Annotated in this window: 16 protein-coding genes and 1 tRNA gene; 6 read left to right on the top strand and 11 right to left on the bottom strand. The window is 65.8% G+C overall.

Annotation, left to right across the window (positions count from 1 at the left end; all coding sequences use genetic code 11):
- Positions 1-60 precede the first annotated feature (60 nt).
- The 3 genes from HZF03_RS02465 to HZF03_RS02455 form a co-directional block, all read right to left on the bottom strand.
- Positions 61-1,566 carry a M48 family metalloprotease gene (locus HZF03_RS02465; protein ID WP_234832174.1) on the bottom strand — a complete coding sequence of 502 codons (1,506 nt, stop codon included), beginning with the start codon at positions 1,564-1,566 and terminating at the stop codon, positions 61-63.
- A gap of 23 nt (positions 1,567-1,589) precedes the next feature.
- Entirely contained in the window at positions 1,590-2,378 is a 789-nt protein-coding gene (locus HZF03_RS02460) for a thermonuclease family protein (RefSeq protein ID WP_119017537.1), read from the bottom strand.
- A 105-nt stretch (positions 2,379-2,483) separates the two neighbouring features.
- Positions 2,484-2,705 (bottom strand): hypothetical protein, encoded by a 222-nt coding sequence (locus HZF03_RS02455; protein WP_133303221.1) that lies wholly within the window; start codon positions 2,703-2,705, stop codon positions 2,484-2,486.
- 26 nt (positions 2,706-2,731) lie between these two features.
- Between HZF03_RS02455 and HZF03_RS02450 the strand changes: the two genes are divergently transcribed.
- The 3 genes from HZF03_RS02450 (at position 2,732) to HZF03_RS02440 (ending at position 5,670) form a co-directional block, all read left to right on the top strand.
- The gene (locus HZF03_RS02450; protein ID WP_012494190.1) at positions 2,732-3,937 is read left to right on the top strand and encodes an ABC transporter substrate-binding protein; all 1,206 of its coding nucleotides are present in this window, start codon (positions 2,732-2,734) and stop codon (positions 3,935-3,937) included.
- 177 nt (positions 3,938-4,114) lie between these two features.
- Positions 4,115-4,903, top strand: a complete 789-nt coding sequence (locus tag HZF03_RS02445; RefSeq protein WP_119017538.1) for an enoyl-CoA hydratase — start codon at positions 4,115-4,117, stop codon at positions 4,901-4,903.
- A 2-nt stretch (positions 4,904-4,905) separates the two neighbouring features.
- Positions 4,906-5,670: a VOC family protein gene (locus HZF03_RS02440; protein ID WP_119017539.1), complete on the top strand. Its 765-nt coding sequence runs from the start codon at positions 4,906-4,908 to the stop codon at positions 5,668-5,670.
- Between the two features lie 144 nt (positions 5,671-5,814).
- Here HZF03_RS02440 and HZF03_RS02435 read toward each other — a convergent pair whose 3' ends face one another.
- Genes HZF03_RS02435 through HZF03_RS02425 form a run of 3 tightly spaced genes read right to left on the bottom strand, consistent with a single transcriptional unit; the run spans position 5,815 to position 8,906 of the window.
- Entirely contained in the window at positions 5,815-6,621 is an 807-nt protein-coding gene (locus HZF03_RS02435) for an enoyl-CoA hydratase/isomerase family protein (RefSeq protein ID WP_119017540.1), read from the bottom strand.
- A 33-nt stretch (positions 6,622-6,654) separates the two neighbouring features.
- The gene (locus HZF03_RS02430) at positions 6,655-7,815 is read right to left on the bottom strand and encodes an acyl-CoA dehydrogenase family protein (protein ID WP_119017541.1); all 1,161 of its coding nucleotides are present in this window, start codon (positions 7,813-7,815) and stop codon (positions 6,655-6,657) included.
- Positions 7,816-7,841: 26 nt separating this feature from the next.
- The gene (locus HZF03_RS02425; protein ID WP_119017694.1) at positions 7,842-8,906 is read right to left on the bottom strand and encodes an acyl-CoA dehydrogenase family protein; all 1,065 of its coding nucleotides are present in this window, start codon (positions 8,904-8,906) and stop codon (positions 7,842-7,844) included.
- 260 nt (positions 8,907-9,166) lie between these two features.
- Between HZF03_RS02425 and HZF03_RS02420 the strand changes: the two genes are divergently transcribed.
- Positions 9,167-9,949 (top strand): SDR family NAD(P)-dependent oxidoreductase, encoded by a 783-nt coding sequence (locus tag HZF03_RS02420; protein ID WP_119017542.1) that lies wholly within the window; start codon positions 9,167-9,169, stop codon positions 9,947-9,949.
- Positions 9,950-10,001: 52 nt separating this feature from the next.
- Here the strand turns inward: HZF03_RS02420 and HZF03_RS02415 are convergent, their stop codons facing one another.
- The 3 genes from HZF03_RS02415 to HZF03_RS02405 form a co-directional block, all read right to left on the bottom strand.
- Entirely contained in the window at positions 10,002-10,298 is a 297-nt protein-coding gene (locus tag HZF03_RS02415) for a GlsB/YeaQ/YmgE family stress response membrane protein (RefSeq protein WP_107354016.1), read from the bottom strand.
- Positions 10,299-10,370: 72 nt separating this feature from the next.
- Positions 10,371-10,931, bottom strand: a complete 561-nt coding sequence (locus tag HZF03_RS02410; protein WP_119017543.1) for a YidB family protein — start codon at positions 10,929-10,931, stop codon at positions 10,371-10,373.
- A 137-nt stretch (positions 10,932-11,068) separates the two neighbouring features.
- A complete protein-coding gene (locus tag HZF03_RS02405) occupies positions 11,069-12,400 on the bottom strand; it encodes a TadE/TadG family type IV pilus assembly protein (RefSeq protein WP_119017544.1) in 1,332 nt (443 codons plus the stop codon).
- A 210-nt stretch (positions 12,401-12,610) separates the two neighbouring features.
- Between HZF03_RS02405 and HZF03_RS02400 the strand changes: the two genes are divergently transcribed.
- Positions 12,611-12,687 (top strand) — tRNA-Arg (locus HZF03_RS02400).
- Positions 12,688-12,753: 66 nt separating this feature from the next.
- On the opposite strand, the gene HZF03_RS02395 is transcribed toward HZF03_RS02400, so the two are convergent.
- Together HZF03_RS02395 and HZF03_RS02390 are read right to left on the bottom strand one after the other, a co-directional pair.
- A complete protein-coding gene (locus tag HZF03_RS02395; protein ID WP_119017545.1) occupies positions 12,754-13,755 on the bottom strand; it encodes an NADP-dependent oxidoreductase in 1,002 nt (333 codons plus the stop codon).
- A gap of 92 nt (positions 13,756-13,847) precedes the next feature.
- Positions 13,848-14,798 (bottom strand): ATP-grasp domain-containing protein, encoded by a 951-nt coding sequence (locus HZF03_RS02390; protein ID WP_119017546.1) that lies wholly within the window; start codon positions 14,796-14,798, stop codon positions 13,848-13,850.
- Between the two features lie 294 nt (positions 14,799-15,092).
- Here HZF03_RS02390 and HZF03_RS02385 point away from each other — a divergent pair, with 294 nt between their 5' ends.
- Entirely contained in the window at positions 15,093-16,724 is a 1,632-nt protein-coding gene (locus tag HZF03_RS02385) for an FMN-binding glutamate synthase family protein (RefSeq protein WP_119017547.1), read from the top strand.
- Positions 16,725-16,734 lie beyond the last annotated feature (10 nt).

Below are 16,734 nucleotides of genomic sequence, written 5' to 3'. Positions count from 1 at the left end.
GGGCCTTTTTCGTGGGCGCGAGGCTGTTGCGCGCGGCGCGGCGCAGGGCTCGCTTGTGGCTCAGTCGATGACGATCTTCACCAGCTCGCGCGGCTTGACCTGGGCGTGGGCGTCGAGACCGTTGAGAACACGGAAGCGCTCCAGTGGCCGATCGACGCCGGACATCCGGTGCGACAGCGACTCGACGGTGTCGCCGGGCTGCACGCTGATCACCTTGATGCGCAGCGGACGCGCCGCCTGGATTTCGTCGAGCGACAGCCGCCGGAACGAATTCACCGTCTCGCGGGCGTTGCGGTCACTCTCGGCGGTGCGCTGCCGGGTCGCGAAGATGAAGCGATAGACGTCGCTGCCGAACCGCAACGCATACACCCTGAACTGCCACTGCTCGCCGCGCGCCGTCACCGACGCGGTCGGGAAGCCGTTGACGGTCAGCTCCTCGGTGGAGCTCTTGTCGACGTTCTCCATCCAGCCGGAATTCAGATAGTCGGCGAGCGACTGCTCCGCCGGCACCCGGACGACGTCGAATCGCATCGCCTGATTGCCGCCCTCGCGCAGCCCGATCACCGCCTGCGCCGTGTTGTCGAGCGTGAACGAGTCCGGCACCTGGAAAGTGAAGCCGAGCTTGGGATGCAGGAAGCGGCGGCCGCGGACGAAGCCTTCGCTCGGGTCCTCGCCATAGACGATGTTGTCGATGGCGTTGAGATAGGCCTCGCGGTCACGCTCGCCGCGTTCGCCACGCCAGCCGCCCTGCGGAGCGGTGTACTGCCGGGCGTTGTTCTGGGCGTTGCTGACACGCTCCGGAGTCGCCGGATGGGACGACAGAAAGTCGGTGCGGCTGTCGCCGGTGCCCCGATTGGCCTTGAGCGCCGCGTTGCGCTCCATCGCGGTGAGGAAGCGCGCCGCGCCGTAGGGATCGAACTGAGCACGCGCCGAGATGCCGATGCCGATGCCGTCAGCCTCGAGCTCCTGCTGCCGCGAGAAACTCGCCATCGACAGCTTGGTCTTGGCGAGCGCCAGCGCGGTCATGCTGGGATCGTTGCCCATGTCGGTGACGACGCGGGCGACCAGCGCCGCCTGCCGCGCCTGGTCCTCCCGGATGGCGGCGTGTTTGGCGAGCACATGAGCCATCTCGTGCGACAGCACCGACGACAGTTCGGACGTGTCGGTGGCGAGCGCAATCAGGCCGCGGGTGACGTAGAGCTGGCCTGTCGGCAGCGCGAAGGCGTTGACGGCGCCAGAATTGAGGATCGTCACCTTGTAGGTCAGATCCGGCCTATCCGACGCGGCGACCAGCCGGTCGACGATGCCGGAAATCAGCGCTTCGAGCTTGGGATCGTCATAGGCGCCCCCATAGGTCGCCAGGATGCGCTCGTGCTCGCGCTCCGCCGCCTGCGACTGCACCGGCGGGCGCACAGGCTTGGCGGACGGCGCGGCGACGACCGGCCCGGTCTCGAACCGACTGGGATCGCCGCAGCCGGCCAGCGTCAGGGCAGCACCCAGCAGCAGCCACGCCGCCACCTGGCGGCGGCCCTTTCGGAAGTTGCGCCGTGCTGCACCCCAATTCACGCGACTGCTCACTTTCGGGCCCTTCAGTCCCCGCCCGCTCGTTCGATCTGTCCCACGTCGCGCACCGCCATGCTCGCCCCGGCCCGCTTCTCGACCCAGCCGCGCACCCGAATTCGTTGTCCTGTCAGAGACTTGGGTGCGAGCCCGGCGGCCTCGAACAACCCGACGATGCGCCTTGAAATAGTCACCGCAAAGCCACGAGTCCAGCGACCGCCAAAGTTCAGATAGACCGTCGAACCGACCTCCCGCACCGAGGTGATTCGGCCTTCGATCACGGTAAAGCGCCCTATCCGGGTCACCATATCGCCGGAATTTGCGGCGTTTTTTATGACATCCCTCGCCATCCAGATACCGACCGCCGCAGCGCGGGCGCCGGCCTCAGCCGCCAGCAATTCCTGCCGGCACTCCGCCGGCATGGCGTCGATCCCTACCAGTGCACCACCCTCAGCCAGCAGCCGACGCTGCACCAGCTCCATGCCCGGCTCCGCGCCCACGAAGGCTAATTGCCGGCCGTAGCGGTCCGGTCCGTCGTCGGCGCCATGCAGCGAAACCCGTCGGCCAAGAGTCAGGGACGACAAGGCCGCAACCTCCGCATCATGTTGTTCGCGGGCCGGCTCGATTCCGGAGAGCCGGATTTCGCGGCCGTCGGCAAGGCGCAGCGTGCGCGGATCGATCACCGACGCCACCAGGCCCTCGCCCTGGACCGGCAGATCCAAACAGCCCGCCGCCGCAGCGCCGCCCGGCTGCGACAGCAGCACAGCACCGCCGCAGATCGCAGTCAGCCACCGGGCGCCGATTCGCCGAAATGCCATTGAGACCGCCGTGCTGATTCGGTTCGCCGCAACATCACCAGACTAGCGACCCGCACGATCCCGGCGAAGTGGAATGGCGATCGATCTCGGTCGAGACGCTGACCGTCACGCGACAGACCGATGTTTAGAATCGCGGCCGATGCGACGCGCATCGCGCCGGGCAGCAATGATCGCGATCGCGCAACTACTAATCGTTTCAGATCCGTCACGTGTAGTAACAGGTCCCTGCACGCACAAACTCATTCCATTCACCGGAAAACCGCATCGCTTGCCGCGCAGCAGGCGATGCGGCATGATCGCGCCAATCATCAGAAGCGCCGCGATCATGATCGGCGCTCGCCAGGGAGGATGTCTTGAAGCCGTTCCGCACCACTTTGCTCGCATGTCTATCGATCGCGGCGATCACCGCCGCGCAGGCGCAATCGCAGCCACCGCTGAAGCTCGGCGCGATCCTCGACATGTCGGGCCTCTACGCCGACATCACCGGAACGGGCAGCGAGACCGCGGCCAAGATGGCGGTGGAGGATTTCGGCGGCACGGTGCTGGGGCGCAAGGTCGAGATCATCGCCGCCGACCATCTCAACAAGGCAGATCTGTCCGCCAATATCGCCCGCGACATGCTCGACAATCAGGGCGTCGAAGCGATCATCGACGTCGCCGCCTCGGCGACCGCGCTGGCCGCCGCCGAGATCGCCAAGGCCCGCAACAAGATCATCATGTTCTCCGGCCCGGGGTCGATCCGGCTCAGCAACGAAGCCTGCGGCCCCTATACCGTGCACTACGTGTTCGACACCTTCGCGCAGGCCAACACCACCGGCCTTGCCGCGGTGAAGCAGGGGCTCGACACCTGGTTCTTCCTGTCGGCCGACTACGCGTTCGGCCAGGACCTCGAGCGCGACACCACCAACGTCATCAAGGCGTCGGGCGGCAAGGTGCTGGGCAGCGTCAAGCATCCGCTCAACACCTCCGACTTCTCCTCGTTCCTGCTGCAGGCGCAAAGCTCAAAGGCCAAGGTGATCGGCCTCGCCAACGCCGGCGGCGACACCATCAACGCGATCAAGCAGGGCGCCGAATTCGGCATCACCAAAGGCGGCCAGAAGATCTCGCCGCTGCTCGCCTTCATCTCAGACATCGACAGCGTCGGGCTGGAAACCGCGCAGGGCCTGATCCTGGCCGAAGCTTTCTATTGGGATCTCAACGACGAGACCCGCGCGTTCTCCAAGCGGTTCATGGAGCGCACCAAGCGGATGCCGACCTCGGCGCAGGCGGGCCTTTACTCCGAAACGATGCACTACCTGCAGGCCGTCAAGGCGGCAGGCACCACCGATGCGGCCGCGGTGACCAAGAAGATGAAGGAAATGCCGATCAACGACTTCTTCGCCAAGAACGGCAAGATCCGTGAGGATGGCCGGATGGTGCACGACATGTACCTGTTCGAGGTCAAGAAACCATCGGAGTCGAAGGGCCGCTGGGACTATTACAAGCTGCTCGCGACCGTTCCCGGCGATCAGGCATTCCAGTCGCTCGCCGACTCGCGCTGCCCGCTGGTGAAGAAGTAACTACCCGTCATTGCGGAGGAGGCGAAGCCGACGAGGCAATCCAGCTCGGTGTACCAAGCTGGATTGCTTCGCCTTCGGCTCGCAACGACAGAACGCTCATGGTTCGAGACGGCGCTGGCGCCTCCTCACCATGGGTGCCCGTGCCTGGAGCGCAACGAATAACAACAAGGACCCGCCATGACCGACATCGTCCTGCAAGATCTCGACCGCGGCCTGCTCACCATCACGATGAACCGTCCGGATCGGCGCAACGCGCTCAATCAGGACATGATCCGCGGCTTGGTGGAGGCGGCGCATCGCGCCAAGGATGATCCGGAAGTCCGCGCGGTGTTGTTGAAGGGCGCCGGCGGCACGTTCTGCGTCGGCGGCGACGTCAAGTCGATGGCGGCTGCAGGTGCTCCGCCGCCGCTGGAACAGAAGGTGGCGAACCTCCGCCGCGGCATGGAGGTGTCCCGCATCCTGCATCAGATGCCGAAGCCGGTGGTGGCGCAGATCGACGGCGCGGCCGCCGGCGCAGGCCTGTCGATGGCGCTCGCCTGTGATCTGCGGGTCGCAGGTGCTTCGGCCAAGATCACCACTGCCTTCGCCAAGGTCGGCCTCTCCGGCGATTTCGGCGGCACGTACTTCCTGACTCAGCTGATCGGCGCCGCGAAGGCGCGGGAGCTGTACCTCACCTCGCCGGTGCTGACCGCCGAGCAGGCGCAGGCACTCGGCATCGTCAGCCGCGTGGTGCCCGACGCCGAGGTCGAGTCCGCCACGCGCGAGCTGGCCCTGTCGCTGGCGCAAGGCCCGACCGTGACGCTCGGCTACATCAAGACCAACATCAATAACGCCGAAAGCCTGTCGCTCGAAGCCTGCTTCGACGCCGAAGCGCTGCATCACTCGCGCTGTGCTGAGACTGCCGACCACAAGGAAGCCGCCGCCGCCTTCGTCGAGAAGCGCGCGCCGGCGTTTCAGGGCCGCTGACGATGGCGCCGTTCCTCCGCCTGCGCCAGATCTGCCTCGTCACTGAGCCGATCGAGCCCGCCGCCTCGCGCATTGCGACGATCATGGGACTCAACATCTGCTACCGCGATCCCCACGTCGGCAAATACGGCCTGGAGAATGTCCTGCTGCCGGTCGATGCGACGCTTCTGGAAATCGTGGCACCGACCCAGCCCGGCACCGCGGCCGGCCGTTTCCTGGAGAAGACCCAAGGCCGCGGCGGCTACATGGCGATCTTCTGTTGCGACGATCCGGATGCCCGCGGCCGCCATGCCGCGAGCCTTGGCGTGCGCACCGCCAATGTGATCGACCATGCGCCGTATCACGGCGTGCAGCTCCACCCGCGCGACTGCCGGGCTGCCTTCATTGAGCTCAACCACACCGAAGGCAGCGACAACATTCGCGGCCCCTACCCACCGGCCGGCCCCGAGTGGGCCAAGGCGATCCGCACCGACACCACCCAGGCGCTGACCGCAGTCGAGATGCAAAGTCCCGACCCAGCCGATCTCGCCGCGCATTGGGGCCGGATTCTCGAACTGCCGGTGGAAACGGATGCGGATGGCGTCGCCGAACTTCGACTGCCGAACGCCACATTCCGGTTCGTACAAGGCGCCAGCGAAGCCATGACGGCGCTGACGTTCAAGGTCGCAGCTCCCGAGACAGTCCGCGCAGCCGCACAGGCGCAGGGCGTGCCGCTCACTGCCAATGGCTTCCGCCTGGCAGGCGTCGAGTTTAGGCTGACCACCTAACCACGCGTCATTCCGGGGCGCTCGCAAAGCGAGCGAACCCGGAATCTCTGACGTCCAGCGGACAGTAGCAACAATTTCGAGATTCCGGGTTCGCGCTACGCGCGCCCCGGAATGACAACGTGGGGCTGACGAGTAGTTTTGGTCCTACCGCCCCTTGAAATGCGCGACGCGGCGTTCTTCGGTGGCTTTGACGCCTTCCTTGAAGTCTTCGGTGGCGCGCAGGCGGGTTTGTTCGGCGAGTTCGTGCTTGGTGGCTTCCATCACCCGGTCGGCCAGGTTCGCGCGCATGGTGGCGCGGGTCGACAGAAGACCGAGCGGCGAGCATTCGGCGATCTCGCGTGCCAGCTTCAGAGCGCCGCTGCGCACCTCGTTGATCGGCACCAGCACGTTGGCGAGGCCCATCTGCACCGCCTCTTCGCCGGTGACGCGGCGCGAGGTGTAGAACATCAGCTCGGCGTTGTTCTTGCCGATCAGCTCCGGCAGCGTCACGGTGAGGCCGAAGCCGGGATGGAAGCCGAGCTTGGTGAAATTGGCGGAGAATCGTGCTTCGGCGCAGGTGACGCGGAAGTCTGCCGACACGGCGAGACCAAGCCCGCCGCCGATCGCCGCGCCGTGCACCGCCGCGATGATCGGCTTCTTGGCGCGGAAGATCCGTACCGCCTCGTAGTACAGATGACCGATCTCGCCGAGGCTGTCGGCCGGATCGCCCTTCGCAGCCGCCGGGTCCGCTTCCTGCCGGGCCGGATCGCCGAAGTTAGCGCCGGCGCAGAACGCCTTGCCCTGTGCCGCCAGCACGGTGGCGCGGATCTGCGGATCGGCGTCGATCTCATCCAGCGCGTTGGCGATCTGCCGGATCAGCGAAATGTCGAAGAAGTTCAGCGGCGGCCGCTGGATTTCGATGGTGGCGACGTGGCCGTTCTTGTCGACCGCGATATCGGTGTAGCTGCTCATGATTGATCCTCGATCGTTCGATGCGCGCCGGCGTCAGCGCAGGCCGAGCCCGCGGGCGATGATGCCGCGCAGCACCTCGGTGGTGCCACCCTGGATGGTGAGCTTCGGCGCCAGCTTGGTGGCGAACGCCGTCAGCTCGTCGAGCGTTGCATGATTCGACGCCTCACCGTCGACGAAGGCGGCAAGCTCACGCACCCGGTGCGGCAACTGCTGCTCCCAGATCGTGCCGATGTCCTTGACGATCGAGGCCTCGACCACCGGCTCCTTGCCGGCCTGCAGCATGCCGGCCACCGACACCGACATCCGCCGCATGGTGTGGAGCTGCGCCACCAGACGGCCGATGCCCTCGGCCCCGCGAGTGTCAGGATCGGAACCGAGTGCGCGCACCAGTTCGGTGAGCACGTAGTAGGTCTCGAGGAAGCGTTCCGGCCCCGAACGCTCGTAAGCGAGTTCGGAAGTCGCCTGCTTCCAGGCGCCGTCGACCTCGCCGAGCAGATGGTCGTCCGGCACGAACACGTCGGTGAACACCACCTCGTTGAATTCGTACTGCCCGGTGATCTGCGCGATCGGGTTCACCTTGATGCCCGGCGACTTCATGTTGACCAGGAACTGGGTGAGGCCGTGGCGGCGGTTTTCCTTGGTCGGCGGCGAGGTGCGGAATATCGCGATCATGTAGTCGGCGATGTGCGCCGAGGTGGTCCAGATCTTCGAGCCGTTGATCAGATAGCCGCCATCGGTCTTGGTCGCTTTGGTCTTTGCTGCGAACAGATCGGAGCCGGAATTCGGCTCACTCATGCCGATGGCGAAGCACAATTCGCCACGGCAGATCCGCGGTAGAATGTCCATCTTGATGTGCTCGGGCGCGTATTTCAGCAGCACCGGGCCGCTCTGGCGATCGGCGACGAAGAACCGGCGTGTCGGCGCATTGGCGATGCGCATCTCTTCGGTGACGACGTAGCGCTCCAGGAAGGTGCGCTCGTGGCCGCCGTATTTCTTCGGCCAGGTCATGCCGAGCCAGCCACGCTCGCCGACACGGCGGGAGAATTCAGGCGCGTCGGAATCTTCGCGCTGCGGCTTATTCGGATCGAAGGTGCCGGCGGCGATCTCTTCGGCGAGGAAAGCGCGGACTTCCTTGCGCAGTTCTTCGCAGACGGGCGGCAGGCGGATCGGATCGAAACGGAGGGCGGCGGTCATCGCATTATCTCGCTACGTTGATGCGGTCAGCGCGAAGCGACCAGCGGCCACAAATCATCGGCGCCGCGCGCCGCGACCTTGCGGCCGAGCTCGACCGCCCAATGGCTCTCGTTGCCAAAATCGTCGCGCCAGGCGAGCGCGCGCAGGCTGAAGCGATGCAGGATGTGCTCGCGGGTGAAGCCGATCGCGCCGTGCACCTGATGGGCGATCGCCGCGCCTTTCTCAGCCGCTTCGGCGCAGCGGATCTTGGCCGCACTGGCTTCGAGGAACACGGCGTCGTCGAAGCCTTCGGCGCTGCTGATCGCATCGGCCGCGGAAGTTGCGGCGGCCAAGGCAGCAGACGTCTCGCCGGCGAGCTTCGCCAGATTGTGCTGCACCGCCTGGAATTTGCCGATCTTCTTTTCGAACGCGACGCGCTCATTGGCGTAAGTCACGCTGCGGTCGAGCAGCGTTTCCAGCGCGCCGGCGATCTGCAGGCTGCGCGCGACGGCGCCCATCAGCATCAGCGAAGTCTGATCGAGCCCTTGGGGGGCGGGCGCCGTGGTAATCGGCGCGACCTTGTCGAAGGTGACGACATCCGACGCATCGCCCCCAAGGCCGAGGCCTCTATCAATTCGGCACGCGGACGCCGGGACCAGCGCGATCTTCGCGCCGGCGGCGCTCTGCGCCAGCACAGCGACATGCTGTGCGTCTTGCGCGAACGGCACGCTGCGCGCGCGACCCGACAGCTTGCCGTCGGCATCGAGCGTGAGGCGATCTTTCGGGTGGGCCGGCGCGATCGTCATGGCGCCTTCCGGCGCGGCGATCTTGCCCTGCGCCAGCAGCCAGCCGGCCAGCATGGTCTCGGCGAGCGGCACGGCGAGGCCGGCGCGGCCTGCTGCGTTGAGGACGCCGAAGCCCTCGGCAAGGCTCGCGCCCGAGCCACCGAATTCCTCCGGCACCCATGACAGCGGCAACCCGGATTCACTCAGCGCCTGCCACAGCGGCGCCTTCCAGGTCTCGGCTTTGTCGGCGTTGATGGTTTGCGGATCGGCGAGGTCGGCGAAGATCTTCTCCGCGGTCTCGACGACGATATTGTCGGTCTCCGTCACGGCGTTTCCCGGTTGCGCACTCAGCTCCCGGCGGATCGCCAAGCATGTGTGCTGGTCTTGTTGTTGCGCGGCATGATGCGGAAAAGCTGAAACGAACACAAGCGCAGCCGGCACGGGGCGGATTGCGCGCCGGACATGGTCCAAACGCTTCACGCCGCAGGCTTATTCCGCATCATGGGCTTTGCCGGCTTGCTCTCGATATCGCAACCGATATGGTTGCGGCGACGCGGCGAAGCCGGTTCGATGCAAAGGGAGTGAAGATGTCAGACGGACTGAACGTAATCGTCACCGGGTCGGCCTCGGGCCTCGGCGCCGCGACCGCCAAGATCCTCGCCAAGGACGGCGCGCGGCTGGTGATCAACTACGCATCGAGCAAGGACGACGCCGAAAAGACCGCCGAAGAGTGCCGCGAGCTCGGCGCCGCCGAAGTCATCGTGGTACAGGGCGACGTCGCCAAGGACGAGGATTGCAAACGCATCGTCGAAGCCGCGGCCCCCTGGGGCAAGCTCGACGCGCTGGTGAACAACGCCGGCACCACAAAGCACGTGGCGCATCATCTGCTCGATCAATTGTCGGCTGACGACTTCCAGCGGATCTACGCGATCAACACCATCGGCCCGTACCAGATGGTCCGCGCGGCGCGCGAGCTGCTCGTCGCCGGCGCCAAGGCGGCCGGCCGTGCATCGGCGGTGGTCAATGTCTCGTCGGTCGCGGGCATCAGCGGCATCGGCTCGTCGATCGCCTATGCGGCCAGCAAGGGCGCGCTCAACACCATGACGTTGTCGCTGTCGCGCGCGCTGGCGCCGAACATCCGCGTCAACGCGATCTGCCCCGGCTACATCGACACGCCGTGGTTCACCAAGGGCCGCGGCGCCGAGGAGGCCAAGCAGGTGCGCGACATGGTGGTGTCGCGCGTGCCGCTGAAAATCGCCTCGACCGCCGAAGACATCGCCGAACTGGTATGCTTCCTGGCAACGCCGAAATCGAGCAGCATGACCGGCGAACTGGTGCGGATGGACGCCGGCATGCACCTGGCCGGCTGACGTCACATCCGTAGGCAGCAGTGAGCGGCCCGGCAAACCGGGCCGCGGCAGCTCAGCGCGGATCGTAGGGATAGCGATTGCCGGGATCGGAGATCACCCGCCGCGCCACCAGCCTGTTCCAGATGAACAGCACCGCCACCGCGCCGATCGTCGCGGTGATGAAGCCGGCGCCCTGATTAGGGCCGTAGTGCCCGATCATCTGCCCGACCGCGGTGGCGAGGAATGCGCCCGCGATGCCGAGCACCGTGGTGAGCACGAATCCTTGCGGATTGTTCGGCCCCGGCGACAGCACCCGCGCGATGATGCCGGCAACAAAGCCGACCAGCAGAATCCAGAGTAACCCGCCCATCTTCCGTATCCTTTCTCACGGTCCGCTCCGGACCGCCCGCAACCCAAGCAACAACAACCCGGTCGCTGCCGATCAGATCCAGCGCGACGCTTCGTCGTCGGTCGGCAGTCGCCCGTCCGGGGTGAGCTGGTCGACCACGTCGGGCAGATAGCGACTAAGGCCGTCGAGCAATTCGTCGCGCGACATCCCGGTCTGCCGGGTCATCGCGTCGATCTGTTCAGAGCCGAGCGCGTTGGCGAGATCGCTCGGGCCGATCTGCTGGTTGGGGCCGTGACCGACCCAGGAGTTGGCGGCGTCGCCGAGGCCATTGTGCTGAAGCTGCCGCAGCAGATCGCCGAGCCCGCCCGACAGCACGCTGCCGGCCGCACCGCCGAGTACCAGGCCTCCAAGACCGCCCTTCAGGAAGTCACCCCAACCACCGCCGGTATTCGCGGGCTGAGGCGCCGGCACCGGGCGCGGCTGATTGGCCGGCGCAGCCTGCGGCTGGCCGCTGGTCATATGTTTGTAGGCCTTCCACGCCAGCAGCGCGAGAATCGCCATGGTGAACTTGGACATGCCGCCGCTTTTGTCCTGCGGGTCGGCCGGGCCGCGCGGGCCGTTCTGCATGCCGTTGAGGATATCGAGCAAGCCCATCGAGACCTCCTATGTGGTGCCGGCACGGCGCCGCTCCGGCGCAGCGCTCCCGGCCGGCATCACAACGTAGGAAGGGGTGATGGAGTTTCCAAGGCGGACCCGGCGGTCGCGCCGAATCCGAAAACCGTACCTGTCGCTCAGCTGGTGATGCGCGCGTCGGCGACTGCCTTCTTGAACAACGCGTTCATCGCTTCGGCGATACCCTGGGTCGGACTGACCTCGAAGTAGAAGCCCGGCGACGCGCAGGCTTCCATGTTCTGGGCGATCTCGCTGTTCGGCGACGGGCCGTAGGGGCCGGCGTTGAACGGCGCGATCCACTGCTTGTACCAGTCGTTGCTCGGCAGGTTGAGATAGGTGGTGTACAGCACCGCGATCTTGACGCCGCGATCCTTCAAGGTCTTGCACAGCGCCGGATTGATCGGCGACTGGCAGCGGTTGCCGGTCTTCGGCTTCAGGCAGCTTGGATTGTATTCGTCGGCGACGCCGTCCGAGACAAAGAACAGATATTTCTGCGGCGAGCCGGACACACCCGAGCCGGGCGCGCTGATCTCTTTGTTGATGGCGGGAAAGATCGTCGTGTAGCTGGTGTCCTGATCGTTGTTGTCGTTCTGACCCTTCACGGTCATCAGGTCGATCGCGCTCGCCGCAGTCTTGGCGCTCGACAGGCTCGCCGATAGCGAGAACAGGTTGCGCAGTCCGGCAGACTGGGCCGACGCGCCGAAATCGTAGATCGCCATGCGGAACTGATTGGAGTAGGTCGCGGTCGCGTTCGCGGTGTCCATCAGTTGCTGCGTGGCGCTGCGCAGCACGTCGATCCGGGTGGTGATACCGAGCGACTTGGCCAGATTGTAGTAGTTATTCTTGTTGTTGACGTCGTGACAGGCGAACGCGCAGTGGTCGTCGGACGACTTGTTGGCGGTGGCCGCGATCATCGCCGACACGTCATTGGGGGTGGCGCCCACGCCCATCGACGGCGAGTTGTCGAGCAGCAGATAGAAATCGATGTATTTCGGCATGCTGGCGGTGGCGGTGGAGGTGCCGCCCACCGTCATGGCCGACATCCCGACCACCTTCATGAACATCGTCGAGATCTGGGCCGAGAACGTCACCTGCGAGGTGACGACGTCCGACACCTTGGTCACCGTCGCCGATGAGCTGGCGAGGGTGTAGCCGGTCAGACCGTTCAGATTGCCGTTGAAGATCCGCAGTGCGTCATCCGCACCGGACGAGATCACACCGTCGCCCGACATCGCTCCGGCGGCCACATAGGCCGGCGAGGTCCGCGACACCGCACCGACCGAGGCCGCATCCGCCGCGGCCTGCAGCTTGCTTCGCAGCGCATTGGCGCGGCTGTAATCGACCGCGCAGCCGATTGCGGAGATCAGCGGAATCAACACCAGCGCAAAAATCACCGCGATATTGCCGCGCCGGTCACGAGAAAAGCGAGCTATCGACCTCGAAAACGTCATGGGTACGCCCGACTAACACAGCCGGGCGCGAACCTAGCGGGGGCCGCCTAAGCAAGATTTAAAGTCTATGACGAAACAACGGCTAAAGCCGGCGCCGGGCGACAATCGGGTGGAGCCCGATCGCGGTCAGCAAGCCCGACTTCCGGGTGGCGATCGGTCCGCCGCTCTGCTATGGGAGGCTCCTGCTCGCGGCCCTGGCCGCAGCCGGACGGTCCCGTAGCTCAGCCGGATAGAGCGGCGGTTTCCTAAACCGTAGGTCGGATGTTCGAGTCATCCCGGGATCGCCAGCTTTGCTCCCCGGCACGGCTGGCCGGCACGAGGCCGGCCAGGTCGACGGGCAAGCCCCCCTTCGCTCACACCTTCACCATCCGCTTGCCGCGGTTTTCGCCGGCCAGCAGGCCGATCAGCGCCTGCGGGGTGTTCTCCAGGCCGTCGATGACGTCCTCCTGCACCTTGAGCTTGCCGCTCGAGACCCACTCCTGCAGCTTGGCGACCGCTTCGTCGCGCTGATCCATGTAGTCCATCACGATGAAGCCCTGCATGATCAGCCGCTTCACCACGATCAGGCCGGGGATGCCGCGCGGCCCGGTGGCCGAGGGGGTGCGGTCGTATTGCGAGACCGCGCCGCAGCAGGCGATCCGGCCCTTCAGGTTCATCTGCGGCAGGCAGGCTTCGAGAATGTCGCCGCCGACATTGTCGAAATACACATCGATGCCGTTCGGCGCCGCGGCGCGCAGCGCCTTGAACAAAGCTCCGTCCTTGTAGTCGACCGCGGCATCGAAGCCGAGCTCGCTCACCAGCCAGTCGCACTTCTGCTTGCCGCCGGCGATACCGACGACGCGGCAGCCTTTGATCTTCGCAATTTGGCCGACGATCGAGCCGACCGAACCGGCCGCGGCCGACACCACCACCGTCTCACCGGCGCGCGGCTTGCCGATGTCGAGCAGCCCGAAGTAAGCGGTCAGGCCGGCGATGCCGTAGACGCTGAGCAGATGCGTCATCGGCTCGACCTTGGGCAGCTTGGCGAGATGCTTGGCGGGCAGCGCCGCATAGTCCTGCCAGCCGGTATCGGCAAACACGAGATCGCCCGGCGCCAGGCCCGGCGCTTTCGAACTCACCACCTCGGCGACGCTGCCGCCCGGCATCACGCTGTCGGTTTCGACCGCGGCCCGATAGGTCGCGCCCTGCATCCAGGCGCGGTTAGCGGCATCAAGCGAGATGTAGCGAACCTTGACCAGCGCCTCGCCGTCTTTCGGCTCGGGAATCGGCGATTCCGCCAAACGGAAATGCTCCGGGCCGAGTTTCTCCTTCGGCTTCTCGATCAGCAGGATCTGGCGGTTGACGGTCGCGGTCATGAGCTTCCTTGTTGCTTGATGGGAATGCGGACGCGACGCGATCTTAGTTGATCCGCGGCGAAAGGAAATCGGCGACGCCGAAGGTCGTGCTGTTAGACCGCCATCGCCCGCATCACGCGATCGAGCGCGCGTGTGTAGACCTGCCGGGCGATGTCCGGAAACCGGCGGCTGAGCGATTCGATCATCACGCCCGAATTGATCTCGAGCACGCGGGGGCCTTGCGCGGTCCACACCACATCGACGGCGCCGAAGCCGAGCCCGATCGCACGGGCCGCTTCGGCCGCAAGCGCAACGCAGCTGTCGCGCAGCTCGCCATCGCCGATCAGTTCGGGCTCCGCGCCGAATTCGAGATTGTGCCGCCAATCGAGCCGGAACTGCACGCCGGCCGGCACCACGGCATCGAGCGCAGCGTGATCCGCCGGCAGGTTTGCCAGCACGGCGCCGAGCCGATCCGCCGGGACCGCATCGAGCAGAAGTTGCAACGCGCTGCGCACGCCGTCGCCGCTGATCGCCGGCCGCTTCTTTTCGTAAACCACCAGCGGCTCGCGATCGAGCAGGATGACGCGAACCTCGCGGGCGATATCGAAATACGGCGCGATCGCCAGATTCTGATTGGCGGCGAAGATCGCGGTGGCGGCCTGTTCGAGCTCGAGCTCCGTCGTCGCCTTGAACACCAGATGACCGCAGGTGCCCTCGTTCGGCTTGAGCACCAGCCCGGCCGGGTGCGCGCGCAGCATCTCCAGCATCGCCGACCAGTGGCCGCTGCTTGGCACGTACTTGAAGTGTTCGTGATTCATGAACAGCCGGTGCGGCACGCAGGCAATGCCGGCCGCACCGAGGATGTCGGCGGTCGCCGCTTTGTCATTGGCGAGGCGATGCGTGACCGAGCTGTTCAGACCGAAATCGTAACCATAGATAAAATGCCGGGCGCCCCCCTTACTCAGCACGATCAGCCAGCCGTCGAGCCCGAGCGTGACGTCGACGCCGCTCGCGTCACAATAGTCTTTGACGATCCGGACGATCACGCGGTCGGCATATTGCATCGGGGGTCTCGTCAACAGGCAGTGACCGGCGCGGGGGCGGCTGCCAGCCGGCGCGCGGTGGGATCGCTTTGCAGCGGCGAAATGTCAAGCCGAACCGCATCGCCAGACACTCCGGGCGCCAGCCATCGTCACGGGATTGCGACCGCGGCGTGACCGGATGATCGCGGAAGCTCCGAGGTTATCGAGGCCGGCGCGCCGTGCTATACCGCGGCCCGGTCGCCGCACTCAGACGCACGGGGCTCCCCGCTGCGACGGTTGATCGGATGTCTGTCCTGCCGGTCCTGCGGGGATTTCATGGAAACGCTGCTGCTTCCGCTCTCGCCGCGCTACATCGTTCTCACTATCAGCGCCGTACTCACCACGCTCCTCGCCACACTCGCGGCATTTGATGTGGACACGCCGATGTTCGGCGTGGTGCTGGTGCCGCTGCTGGTGTTCGGCGCGCTGACGCTGCTTGGTATTCACGACCTCTTGCAAACCAGTCACGCGGTGCTGCGCAACTATCCGATCGCGGCGCATCTGCGCTTCCTGCTCGAAGAGATGCGCCCGGAGATGCGGCAGTACTTCTTCGAAAGCGAGAAGGACGGCAAGCCGTTCAGCCGCGACACCCGCGCGCTGATCTATCAGCGCGCCAAGATGGAACTCGATAAGCGTCCATTCGGGACCCAGAAGGATGTCTATGGCGATGGCTACGAGTGGATGCACCATTCGGTGGCGCCGCGGCCGCACGCCGATGAACCGTTCCGGATCACAATCGGCGGGCCGGATTGCGCCAAACCGTATTCAGCATCGGTGTTCAACATCTCGGCGATGAGCTACGGCGCGCTGAGCCCGAACGCGATCCGTGCGCTCAATGCCGGCGCCAAGAAAGGCGGCTTCGCGCACGACACCGGCGAAGGCGGCGTTAGCCCGTATCACCGCGAGCACGGCGGCGACCTGATCTGGGAGATCGGCTCCGGTTACTTCGGCTGCCGTACCCGCGACGGAAGGTTCGATCCCGAGGCGTTCGCCCGCGTCGCGGCGGACGACCAGATCAAGATGGTCGAGCTGAAGGTCAGCCAGGGCGCCAAGCCGGGCCATGGCGGCGTGCTCCCAATGGCCAAGATCTCAGAAGAGATCGCGCAGATCCGCGGCGTCGGCATGGACGAAGACTGTGTCTCGCCGCCGTATCACAAGGCGTTCTCGACACCGATCGAGATGATGCGGTTCATCGCCGAGATGCGCCGCCTCGCCGGCGGCAAGCCAACCGGCTTCAAGCTCTGCGTCGGCCATCCCTGGGAATTTCTGGCGATCTGCAAGGCGATGCTCGTCACCGGGATCTATCCGGATTTCATCGTGGTCGACGGCAAGGAAGGCGGCACCGGCGCCGCGCCGCTCGAGTTCATGGACCACCTCGGCATGCCGATGCGCGACGGCATCAGCTTCGTACACAACGCGCTGATCGGGATCGGCGCCCGCGACCGCATCAAGCTCGGCGCCGCCGGCAAGATCGCCACCGGCTTCGATGTCGCCCGCGCCATGGCGCTCGGCGCCGACTGGTGCAACTCGGCGCGCGGCTTCATGTTCGCGCTCGGCTGCATACAGTCGCTGAGCTGCCACACCGACCGTTGCCCGACCGGCGTGACCACACAGGAGCCGTCGCGCTACCGCGCGCTGGTGGTGCCGCACAAGCTGGAGCGGGTTTACAACTATCACCGCGCGACACTCCAGGCACTCGCCGAGCTGGTGGCCGCCGCCGGGCTCGACCATCCACGCGACATCCGCCCGTATCACTTCTCGCAGCGCACTTCGCCATCGGATGTCGTTTCTCTGGCGCAGCTCTACCCAGCGCTACGCCCGGGAGAACTGTTGGAAGGAACCGACGATCCCCGCTTCAAGCAGGCCTGGGAGATGGCCCAAGCGGAGAGCTTTGTGCCACTCGTTTAATCTCGTCATC

It is taken from the genome of Rhodopseudomonas palustris, assembly GCF_013415845.1.
In the GTDB taxonomy this organism is placed as follows: Bacteria; Pseudomonadota; Alphaproteobacteria; order Rhizobiales; family Xanthobacteraceae; genus Rhodopseudomonas; species Rhodopseudomonas palustris_F.
The sequence above is the reverse complement of the archived record's forward strand: the minus strand, read 5'-3'. Positions and strand labels throughout refer to the sequence as shown.